Annotated in this window: 9 protein-coding genes; 6 read left to right on the forward strand and 3 right to left on the reverse strand. The window is 28.8% G+C overall.

The features are described 5' to 3' along the window. Position 1 precedes the first annotated feature (1 nt). The 3 genes from glmU to LPB137_RS13265 form a co-directional block, all read right to left on the reverse strand. Complete coding sequence (gene glmU, locus LPB137_RS13255) at positions 2-1300, reverse strand: bifunctional UDP-N-acetylglucosamine diphosphorylase/glucosamine-1-phosphate N-acetyltransferase GlmU (RefSeq protein ID WP_076088861.1); 1299 nt, start codon at positions 1298-1300, stop codon at positions 2-4. A 2-nt stretch (positions 1301-1302) separates the two neighbouring features. Further along, the gene (locus LPB137_RS13260) at positions 1303-3252 is read right to left on the reverse strand and encodes an ankyrin repeat domain-containing protein (RefSeq protein WP_076088863.1); all 1950 of its coding nucleotides are present in this window, start codon (positions 3250-3252) and stop codon (positions 1303-1305) included. An 80-nt stretch (positions 3253-3332) separates the two neighbouring features. Beyond that, complete coding sequence (locus tag LPB137_RS13265; protein ID WP_076088865.1) at positions 3333-4943, reverse strand: helicase-related protein; 1611 nt, start codon at positions 4941-4943, stop codon at positions 3333-3335. 55 nt (positions 4944-4998) lie between these two features. Between LPB137_RS13265 and trmA the strand changes: the two genes are divergently transcribed. The 6 genes from trmA (at position 4999) to eno (ending at position 11918) form a co-directional block, all read left to right on the forward strand. Next, the gene (gene trmA, locus LPB137_RS13270; RefSeq protein WP_076088867.1) at positions 4999-6135 is read left to right on the forward strand and encodes a tRNA (uridine(54)-C5)-methyltransferase TrmA; all 1137 of its coding nucleotides are present in this window, start codon (positions 4999-5001) and stop codon (positions 6133-6135) included. Between the two features lie 61 nt (positions 6136-6196). Beyond that, a complete protein-coding gene (locus LPB137_RS13275; RefSeq protein ID WP_076088869.1) occupies positions 6197-7519 on the forward strand; it encodes an ATP-binding protein in 1323 nt (440 codons plus the stop codon). A 155-nt stretch (positions 7520-7674) separates the two neighbouring features. After that, the gene (locus LPB137_RS14685) at positions 7675-9009 is read left to right on the forward strand and encodes a flagellin N-terminal helical domain-containing protein (RefSeq protein WP_076088871.1); all 1335 of its coding nucleotides are present in this window, start codon (positions 7675-7677) and stop codon (positions 9007-9009) included. Positions 9010-9126: 117 nt separating this feature from the next. Further along, entirely contained in the window at positions 9127-9327 is a 201-nt protein-coding gene (locus LPB137_RS13285; RefSeq protein ID WP_076088873.1) for a hypothetical protein, read from the forward strand. Positions 9328-9438: 111 nt separating this feature from the next. Further along, positions 9439-10482: a recombinase RecA gene (gene recA, locus LPB137_RS13290; RefSeq protein ID WP_076088875.1), complete on the forward strand. Its 1044-nt coding sequence runs from the start codon at positions 9439-9441 to the stop codon at positions 10480-10482. A 161-nt stretch (positions 10483-10643) separates the two neighbouring features. Further along, positions 10644-11918 (forward strand): phosphopyruvate hydratase, encoded by a 1275-nt coding sequence (gene eno, locus LPB137_RS13295; RefSeq protein ID WP_076088877.1) that lies wholly within the window; start codon positions 10644-10646, stop codon positions 11916-11918.

Below are 11918 nucleotides of genomic sequence, written 5' to 3' on the forward strand. Positions count from 1 at the left end.
TTTATTTCTTTTTAGAAGAAAAGTGCTTATCATAATATCCAGAAACAACTCTTTTTTTCGCACGACTTGTATATAACTCGCCTTCTTTTACATCTGAAGTTACTGTACTTCCTGCTCCAATCATAGTATTATCTTCAATAGTTACAGGTGCAATAAATTGTGTATCAGAACCTACAAATACATTTTTACCTATTATTGTTTTGTATTTATTAATCCCATCATAATTACAAGTAATTGTTCCACAACCTATATTTGTACCTTCATCAATTTCACAATCTCCAAGGTAAGTTAAATGTCCAGCTTTTACACCTGTTAATAAGGCTTTTTTAGTCTCTACAAAGTTTCCTAAGTGTGTTTCATTTAGCTCTGATCCTGGTCGTACTCTTGCCATTGGTCCTATATCTGAATCTTTAAGTACTGAGTCTTCAACTATAGAGTTTGTTTTTATATGTGAGTTTATAATCTTTGCATTTCCAAGTAAAGTAACTCCATTTTCTAAAATAGATTCACCTTCAATTTCAACACCTTCTTCTATATAAATAGTATCAGGTAATCTCATAATAACACCCTGCTTTAAAAACTCATTTTTAATTCTATTTTGATGTATTACTTCAGCATCAGCTAGCTCAACTTTAGAATTAACTCCTTTAAAATTTTCCTCACTAACAGCAAGTGGTTTTAAAACCTTACCTTGCTTAATTGCTATTTCAATTAAATCAGTTATATAATACTCAGATTGAGCATTGTCATTTGAAAGTTTTGGAAGGTTATCTAGTAAAAACTTCGTATTAAACTGATAAATCCCTGCATTTGCAGTAGTAACTGCTAACTCAGATTCATTTGCATCTTTTTGTTCAACAATTTTTTTAACAGCTCCATTTTCAACAATAACTCTACCATATCCATCTGCAGATTCTAATTCAAGTACTGACATAACAATAGTTGCATCAATATCAAATTTTTTAAGCTCTTCACTTTGGATTAAAGGCATATCACCATTTAAAACTAAAACTTCTTCATATTTTGGTGTAATACCCATAACAGCGCCACCAGTTCCAGGATAATTTTCATGGTCTTGAATAACATAATTAATATTTGAAAAATGCTTTTGCATTTCTTCTTTAACACGTTGTGCTTGATGAAATAGTACAACTGTAATATCATCACTTAATTTTAAAGCTTCTTTGATTGAATAATATAACATTGCTTTACCAGAGATTTTATGTAAAACCTTTGGTGTTGTTGATTTCATTCTTGTACCTGCACCTGCTGCTAATATAATTATTGACTTGTTATTCATTTTTATCCTTGTATTGCTTCTGCTATTTCTTTTTTTGTATTTTCTATTATTTCTTTAAATGCATTTTGCATTTTATCATCAATAATATTATTTATTAGTAAGTTATCAAGATTATTTTGTTTTTCTTTTAAAAACAATCCAACTTTTTTGTTTTTTTTGTTTTTATTATACATTAAAACACCCGACTTTATGAGTGTTACAACTAAATCAATATGTCCAAATATTGCTGCATAATTTAAAAGTGTAAACCCAGAGTTATCAGCTTGATTGATATCAGCACCAGCTGCAATTAGCCATCTTGCAATTTTATGATTACCATTCCATTGTGTATGATGAAGAGCTGTTCTTCCTTGTTTATCTTTTAAACTTAAATCTGCTTTTTTTGTAAGTAGTTTTTCAACAACAGTTAAATCATCTGCTATTACACTTTTGTGAAAAACTGTGTAACCTTTTTTATCTTGAATATCTACATTTACTCTAAATTTTAATAAAAAAACTAAACGTTCTAAAAATAGCTCTCTTTGCTTAGTATCCTCAATTTTAAGACCTTCATCTACTAAAATAGATAAAGGTGTATTCCCTTCATTATCAATAATATTTGGATTTATTCCATAGTTAAAAAGTAATCTAATCGTATCAAAATCGTTATATGTAATTACATCAAAAAGAATATTTCTTCCATCTGATCTTGTTCTATCTAAATCTGGTCTAAAAGTAAGCATTTTTTTAAAAAGTAAATCATAGTTTTCTTCTTCGTAGATATTTGGGTACTTCTCAAAGTCTTGTTCTTTAAAACCTTTATGAATTAACATAATTTCAACTAAGTCATCAATAATAGTTTTTTCTTCACCATCTCTTGATTCTATATCAGCTCCGTGCTCAACTAAAAATTTAATCATTTTATAGTTTGAGTTGCCTTTCATTACTTCATTAAAAAGTAATATTTTTCCATTTATATTTTTGTTATTGATATCAGCACCACAATTAATCAAAAACTCAACATGCTCATACTTTTTCTTTTCAACTTCTTTACTTAAACTTGTAATTCCATATTCATCCATTTTATTTATATCTAGACCATTTTCAATTAAAATACGAGCTAAATCTAAATAATTAGTATCTTTTTTTATTAGAGAATAATTTCCTTCAAGTTGAAGTATTTTTTTTGGCTTAAGTAATTGCAAGTCTAAAATATAAAGTAGTTCATCTAAGATATTTTCACCATTAATATCTACTTGATTAATATTTATTTTTTTATCAATCATTAATTTTAATGTTTCTATATTTTCTGTACCTAAAAGCACAGTATTATATAAAACATTTCTTCCGTGACTATCTAAGATATCTAGATTTACTCCAAATAATATTAAAGTTTGCGCGATTTTAGGATTATCTTTTAAAACTGCATTAAATAGTGCTGTTTCATTATTTTCATCTTTAACGTCAATATTTTGCATATTATTAACAAGCTCTTTTACAATTAAGACACTTCCACCTTCAACTGCATCAAATAATACTGTTCTTCCATAAGAATCAATATCATCATAATTTGGATGATAAGACATCAAAATTGAAAATATTTTAAAGTTTCCTTCTAAAGCCACATCTTGCAAAATTGTTCTATTACTAGAATTTTTATGGTTTATATCAAAACCATTTTCAAGAAGAAATCTAATCATAACACCATCAGATTTACTTACAGCTTCGCCTAAGACTGTTCTTCCGTATTTATCTTCTATATATAAATCTATTTTATTTTTGATTAATATTTTTATTGCATCAAGTTTCTTTTTAGCACAAAGTGAAAAAAGTACAGTTCTACCATTTTCATCAAGGGTATTTATATCAATACCCTTGTCTATACTTTTTTGGATTTTATTTAAATTTATATTATCGCTAAATAGTTCTTTCTGAAATGATTCATAAGTACTATTTTTAAATAGATTAAACATAAATATTTTCCCTTGTTTCAGATTAGTTTGCAGTATTGGTTATATTTTAGCTAATTTTTTATTAAAATATTTTGCGTGAATTAATCACGCTTTCTTCTTCTTGGTTTAAACTCACTTCTAGCTCGTCTTGGTCTTAATTTTTTATCAAACTCTTTTTCATCATTTCTTCTTGGACGTTCGTTATTATCTCTTCTTTTAAAGTTTCCACGTCTTGGATCATCTACTTGAATAATTTTACCTTTTAGCGAATTTTCAATAAAAGAGTTAAAGGTATTTCTTAAAATATAAGCCTTATCATGGTCAGGGAAAATTTCTGGAAGCTTGTAAGATAACCATAAATAAAGTGATATTTTTTTAACTTCATCTTCAACTAAAAGCAAATCTTTTTGAGTTATTGCTTTTTTAGGCAGAGTAATAGAAGGTTTATAATTACAAACTTTTTGCTTTACAACAGCTGCTATATATGCTTCATAAGCTTGCAAAATAATTGGTGATTTTGTAGTAATTGGCGCTTGTGCTAGTAAATACTTATCTTCTAGTTTTAAATTAAATCTTGTATCTACAATTTTCGAAGCTGTTATCATTGAGGAAATATTAGCAGCTACAAAAGGTCCACTAAAATACATATTATCAGCAAAGTATTTTAATACTTTTGTAAGTGAATTTGTTTTTATATGAGAAGCTAGACTTTCAAGCTGGGAAGCATTTATCTTAACTCTAAAAGGTGGTTTTATAGTTCGCACTGGTTGTTTGAATTCTTCGCTTATATGCTTTAAAATATCTCTTCTTGTTGCACCTAAAAATCCTGCTTCAAAGTGTCCATATCTTCCTGCACGACCAGCTATCTGAACTATTTCATTTACATTTATTTTTCTTCTTGATACTCCATCAAACTTTGTATCAGTTGTAAAAAGTATTGTTTGAATGGGAAGATTTAAACCCATTGCAATTGCATCTGTTGCTATTAAAATCTGGCTTTTCTTTTCTCTAAATTTTCGCGCTTCATCACGTCTAACTTCAGGTGAAAGGTTTCCATATATTACAGAAACTGTATAATTCTTTTTTAGTCTATGACGAAGTTTTAAAACATCAGCACGAGAAAAAGCAATAAGAGCAGTTCCTTCTTTTAAATTATCTAAAGAAGTGTATTTTTCATTTACTTTAAGTTCAGTTTTTCTTTTGTGTCTTACTACTTCAAGCTCTTCGCCTAAATAAGTAGCTATTTTTTTAATAGCTTCAAGAGCATTTACACTTCCTGTCATAATCACTTTTTTAGCAGGACAACCAATAATTGCATTAACCCAAGCCCAACCTCTGTCAATATCTCCTAACATTTGAACTTCATCAATAACAGCTACATCAACATCTAAGTCATAATCAATCATTTCAATTGTTGAACATACATGAGCTGCATCTTCATTTAACATCTGTTCTTCACCTGTTATAAGTGAAGCATCTATGTTTTCTTTTTTTAAGTCTTCATAACCTTCAAGGGCTAAAAGTCTTAAAGGTGCTAGATAAAGTCCAGAGTTTGCAACTTTTAATTTTTGCATTGCATTATATGTTTTACCTGAGTTTGTAGGTCCTACATAAAACTCTAGCTTTCTGTTTAAACTTCTTGCTAGCGGATATAATTCTTTTAAATCACAGTTTAATAAGCTGTGTAGTTGTTCTTGCCAATTTTCTTTCATGTGCGTATTATAATCAATTGAATATAATATCGCATTAAATAACTAAGGATAGTTGATGAATTGCGAATATTTTGGCAAATGTGGCTCGTGTACAATACATGATATTGGATATGAAGGCCAATTGGATTTTAAAATACAAAGAGAAAAAGAACGTTTCTCAAATTTTACAGACTTAAAAGATATTGATTTTGACATTATTAAAAGTGATGAGCAAAACTTCAGAAATAGAGCTGAATTTAAAATCTGGAAAAACTTTGATGAAAACGATAATGCAACACTATCTTATGCAATGACAAGTGTTGAAAAGAATGTATTAGAAATAAACTCATGCCAAATAGTAAGCCTTGATATTGCAAACTTAATGCCAAAATTATTAGAAGAGATACAAAAAAATAAAATACTTTCATTTAAACTATTTGCAATAGAGTTTTTAAACTCAACAACAGGCGATATGTTAGTAACTTTAATCTATCATAGAAAACTTGAAGAGGATTGGAATACTCTAGCATTAGAATTATCAAATAAGTTTAATATCAAAATAATCGGTCGTTCACGAAAACAAAAAGTAATTCTAGAAAATGATTATATAGATGAAAAACTAAACATCAATAATACAAACTATAACTTCAGATATATAGAAGGTGGATTTACACAACCAAACTCAAAAGTAAATATAGGAATGATTGAATGGGTTTTAAATAATATCAAAGACTCAAGAGAAGATCTTTGTGAACTTTACTGTGGTGGTGGAAACTTCACAATCCCACTTTCAAGTAAGTTTAGAAAAGTTCTAGCAACTGAAATATCAAAAACATCAATCAAATCAGCAAAAACAAATTGTGAGTTAAATAACAATACTAAAATTGAGTTTATAAGAATGAGCGCAGAAGAGTTTGTAGAAGCTTTAGAAGAAAAAAGAGTATTCTCAAGACTTAAAGATGTAGATTTAAAAGCTTATGATTTTGATTCTATTTTTGTAGATCCTCCTAGAGCTGGACTTGATGATACGACAAGAGCATTGGTTAAAAACTTTGATCAAATCATATATGTTTCATGTAATCCAGAAACTTTACATAGAGATTTAGAAGAGTTAACAAAAACACATAAAATCATAAACTTCGCACTATTTGATCAGTTTGCTTATACACATCATATTGAAACTGGTGTGATATTAAAAAGAAGTATTAATTAATAAGAATTTTTAGCTTAATTCCATTATAATAATACAGGTTATCATAATGGAGGTTATCATAATGAAATTTTATAATAGAGAAAACGAATTAGATTTACTGATAAAAGCAGATAAACTTAAATCAAAAAAATCAATAATGACCTTACTTATAGGAAGAAGAAGAGTTGGTAAAACTACTCTTGCTTTACAAAACTATTCAAAAGAACAAACTCTTTATTTTTTTATATCTAAGAAAAGTGAACAACTTCTTTGTGAAGAATTTATAGATGAAATAGAAGATAAACTTGAAACAAAAATTTTTGGGAAAATTACAAAATTTGAAACTTTATTCGAATATATAATCGAACTAGGTAAAACTAAGTCTTTTAACTTAGTAATTGATGAATTTCAAGAATTCTTAAAAATCAATCCTTCTATATATTCTTCTATTCAAAAACTATGGGATTTAAATAAAGATAAAACAAATATTCATTTTATAGCTTGTGGTTCGATTTACTCTTTGATGAAAAAAATATTTGAAGACAAAAAAGAAGCACTTTTTGGAAGATGTGATTTTAAAATTGATTTAAAACCTTTTAAAATACCAGTTTTAAAAGAAATACTTCAAGACAATAAAAGTTACTCAAAAGAAAACCTATTAGATTTTTATGTCTTAACAGGTGGTATGGCAAAGTATATTGAACTTTTTATTCTTAATGACAGTTTTACTTTAGAAAAAATGATTGAGACTATAATCAATCCTAATTCCATATTTTTAGAAGAAGGTAAGAATAGACTAATCGAAGAATTTGGTAAAGATTATGGCACATATTTTTCAATTCTTTCTCTTATTGCTTCTTCAAAAACTTCAAGAAGTGAAATAGAATCAATACTCGAAAGAAATATTTCAGGTCATCTTACACGACTTGAAAATGACTATAATGTTATCAAGTCCATCAAACCCATCAATGCAAAGGTAAACTCTAAAACACAAAAATATGAAATTGTAGATAATTTCCTTAGCTTTTGGTTTAGATTTATTTATAAAAACCAATCTCTAATAGAAGCAGAAAACTTTACTAAACTAAAAGAGATAATAAATAGGGATATAAGTACTTTTAAAGGTAAGTTTTTAGAAAAACTATTTATCGAACTTTTAAAGAAAGAAGAGAAATATACAACTATTGGTTCATACTGGGAAAGGAATCATCAAAATGAAATTGATATAGTTGCAATAAACAGTCTTGAAAAAAAAATGCTAATTTGTGAAGTAAAACTTCAAAAAAAAAGATTAAACTATAATGAGCTTTTATTAAAATCTCAAAAACTAATTCAAGAATATAAAGATTATGATATTAAATATAAATTATTAAGTATTGGAAATATAGACGACTATTTAATCTAACTTTAAGAATTGGTGTGTCATAATTCTTCATATACAAATTAGGTATCAATTGATTCCGAAGAAGAAAATTCTGTTTTCTTCTATGCTTGGTAAAACAAGAAGGTTGATAAGTGTGATTTATTTCACAATGACGTCATAACTAAAAAGGATTTATTATGATTATTAATACTAACGTTTCATCAATTACTGCTCAAGAAGCAGCTACAAATACAGGTAAAAACATTTCAAGTTCATTAGAAAAACTTTCTACTGGTCTTAAAATTAACAAAGCGTCTGATGATGCTTCTGGTTTAGCAATTGCTGATAAACTTAGAACACAAGCTACTTCAATTGATCAAGGTGTTGCAAATGGTAATTCAGCTGTAACTTTACTTCAAATTGCTGATAAATCAATGTCTGAGCAATCAACAATTCTTGATACTATTAAAGCTAAATTAATTCAAGCTAATACTGATACTACTTCTGATGATGGTAGAGAATCAATTAGAAAAGATATCAATAAACTACTTGAGCAACTAGATAATATTGCTGAACAGACAAACTATAATGGTAATGTTTTACTTCAAGATACAGCGACAAGTACAAATGCTTCATCTGAATTAGGTTTCCAAATTGGTGAGTCTAAAAATGATATCATTTCAAATACTGCAATTCAATCTAATACTTATGGTCTTGGTGGAGGAGCAGATAAATTAATTGATGCTGATTCAGGTGATGACTTAAAAAATAATACTGTTGGTCAAGCAGCAACTATGGAATTCAAAGGTGATGGTACAAATGCAGTAACTTTAAATGGAGAAGATTCTGCTTCAACTCCTGCTGCTACAACTATAGATGTTTCATTAAGTGGTCAAATTGGCTCAATATCTAGTGATGCAACATTAAATATTACAGATGTAGATGATGCAACTGCAGATGCATTAGACGCAATGGTTAACAATAGTGTTACTGGATTAACTGGGGATAGAGATGCTGGATATGCATTTGTTACTGGTACTGCTTTAGATTTTGGTGATTTAGATGTTGCAAAAATGACTATAACTACTGCAACTGCAGAAGACATCAGCATTACATCTGACCAAACTGTTAAAGTAACAAATAATGATGATACTGATGGAAATACATTAGATATTGAATCAGCTGGTACAGTAACTGGAGGAGATTTATTAAATTCTTTAGCAGCTTTAGGTACAGGTGAATTAACTAAAGATATGGCTGATAAATTCCAAGGTGTAGTTGATAATGCTATTACTGATCTGAATGGATATAGAGGTGACATCGGGTCAACTCAAAACCAAGTTGAATCAGCGGTTAGAAACTTAATGACTCAGTCTACAAACGTACAAGCAGCTGAATCTATTATTAGAGATGTTGATTATGCTTCAGAATCTGCAAACTTCAACAAACAAAACATTATTTCGCAAGCGGGTTCATATGCAATCAGTCAAGCAAATTCTGTTCAACAAAATGTTTTAAAATTATTACAATAATAGTTTTTCAAAACTTTTTACTAAAACTCTAGTCTTCGGACTTGAGTTTTTTTTTGCCTAAAAATTATTTTAAGAGAATATATGTAATAATATTCATGAAAAATAAAAAGGTAAAGTATGCAAAATAATACAATTCCAAAAGATATAATAAAAATCCAGCAAAAACTAGCTACTTTTGAAAAAGACTCAAGAAACTACAAAAAATACACAAAAATACTAGCAAAACATATAAAATCATTTTCAATGAAAAAAAGAGTAAATTCACATATTAAAACTATTGAAACAGTAGAAAAGATATCAGAAGAACAAGAAAAGTAAAAATTTAAAAATAAAAAATCTTACAATATGTAATATTACTACATACTTTAAAAAAAATCTGCTAAAATTCTCACATAAATAAAAGAATAGAAATAAACATTAGGAAATAAAATGGACGATAATCAAAAAAAATCACTAGACTTAGCAATAAAACAAATAGATAAAGCATTCGGAAAAGGTACTTTAATTAGACTTGGGGATAAAGAAGTAATACCAACAGAAGCAATTAGTACTGGTTCTTTAGGTCTTGATTTAGCTTTAGGTGTTGGTGGTCTTCCACAAGGTAGAGTTATTGAGATTTATGGACCAGAATCTTCTGGTAAAACTACTTTAACACTTCATGCAATTGCTGAATGTCAAAAAGCTGGTGGTGTTTGTGCATTTATTGATGCAGAACATGCACTTGATACTGCATATGCTAAAAATCTTGGTGTTGATATTGATAATTTACTTGTATCTCAACCTGATTTTGGTGAGCAAGCTTTAGAGATATTAGAAACTGTTATAAGATCTGGGGCTGTTGATTTAGTTGTAATTGATTCAGTTGCAGCTTTAACTCCAAAAGTTGAGATTGATGGAGATATGGATGATCAACAAGTTGGTGTTCAAGCTAGACTTATGTCTAAGGCTTTAAGAAAAATTACTGGTTTATTAAATAAAATGCAATGTACTGTAATCTTTATTAACCAAATTAGAATGAAAATCGGTATGACAGGATACGGATCTCCTGAAACAACTACTGGTGGAAATGCACTTAAATTCTACTCTTCTGTAAGACTTGATATTAGAAGAATTGCAACACTTAAACAAGGTGATAATTCAATTGGAAATAGAGTTAAAGTAAAAGTTGTAAAAAATAAAGTAGCAGCTCCATTTAAACTAGCAGAATTTGACATCATGTTTGGTGAGGGTATTTCTAAAATGGGTGAGCTTGTTGATTATGGTGTTAAACTTGATATTGTTGATAAAGCCGGAGCTTGGTTCTCTTATGGTGATTCAAAAATTGGTCAAGGTAAAGAAAATTCTAAAGTATTCCTAAGAGATAATCCAGAAATTGCAAAAGAGATTGAAAACAAGATCTTAGCAGCTATGGGTGTAAATGATGAGATTCTTGAAGGAACTATTAAAGATCCAAAAGACAGCGAAGAAGACTAAAAAACTCTAGAAACAAAACTTTACAAAATCAAAGAGAAATTTCTCTTTGATTTCTATCTTACACATCTTATTAATAACTAATAAAAATTATTTTTAACAAAGCAAACCAAAATCAAAATTTAGATATAATCATTCAAATTACAAGAATATAGGAGAACTACGTGGTATTTATTGACAATGTATACGCAGACGAAGTATTAGATTCAAGAGGAAACCCAACAGTTAGAGCTACTGTTGTTTTAAGTGATGGTACAAAACAAAGTGCTATCGTACCAAGTGGTGCAAGTACAGGTAAAAGAGAAGCATTAGAACTAAGAGATGGTGATGATAGATTTTTAGGTAAAGGCGTTTTAAAAGCAGTTGAAAATGTAAACACTCTTATTGCTGATGAATTAATGGGATTAAGTCCATTTAACCAAGCTGAAGTTGATGCAACTATGAAAGATATTGATGGAACACACAACTATGCAAAACTTGGAGCAAACGCTGTTTTAGGTGTATCTATGGCAGTTGCACGTGCTGCAGCAGCTTCTTTAAATATTCCATTATACAGATATTTAGGTGGTGCAAATGCAATGACTATGCCTGTTCCTATGTTTAATATCATAAACGGTGGAGAGCATGCTAACAACTCTGTTGATTTCCAAGAATATATGATTATGCCTGTTGGTTTTGAAAACTTCAACGAAGGTTTAAGAGCAACTGCAGAAATTTATCAGCACTTAAAAAAAGTAATTGATGAAATGGGTGAAAGTACAGCTGTTGGTGATGAGGGTGGATTTGCTCCAAACTTAAAATCAAACGAAGAGCCTTTAGAAGTAATTGTAAAAGCAATTGAAAAAGCTGGGTATGTTCCAGGTGAACAAATTGCATTAGCACTTGATGTTGCTGCTTCTGAACTTATTAATGATAAAGGCCTTTACGTATTAAAATCAGAAAACAGAGAAATAACATCTGAAGAGCTTGTAAATTACTATGCTGATTTATGTGCTAAATATCCAATCGTTTCAATTGAAGATGGATTAAGTGAAGATGATTGGGATGGATGGAAAGTATTAACAGAAGTTCTAGGAGACAAAGTACAATTAGTTGGTGATGATTTATTTGTTACAAATGCTTCAATTTTAAATGAAGGTATTAACAAAAACATTGCAAACTCAATTTTAATTAAACCAAATCAAATTGGATCTGTTTCTGAAACTATGTTAACAATTAGATTAGCTCAAAGAAACAATTATAATTGTGTAATGTCACATAGATCTGGTGAGAGTGAAGATGCATTTATTGCTGATTTTGCTGTTGCATTAAATTGTGGTCAAATCAAAACTGGTTCAACTGCTAGAAGTGATAGAATCGCTAAATATAATAGATTATTAGAAATCGGTGCAGAAATTGGTTATGCAGAATATTTAGGGAAAACACCTTTTTCTAAATAA

The organism is Poseidonibacter parvus, assembly GCF_001956695.1.
GTDB classification, from domain to species: domain Bacteria; phylum Campylobacterota; class Campylobacteria; order Campylobacterales; family Arcobacteraceae; genus Poseidonibacter; species Poseidonibacter parvus.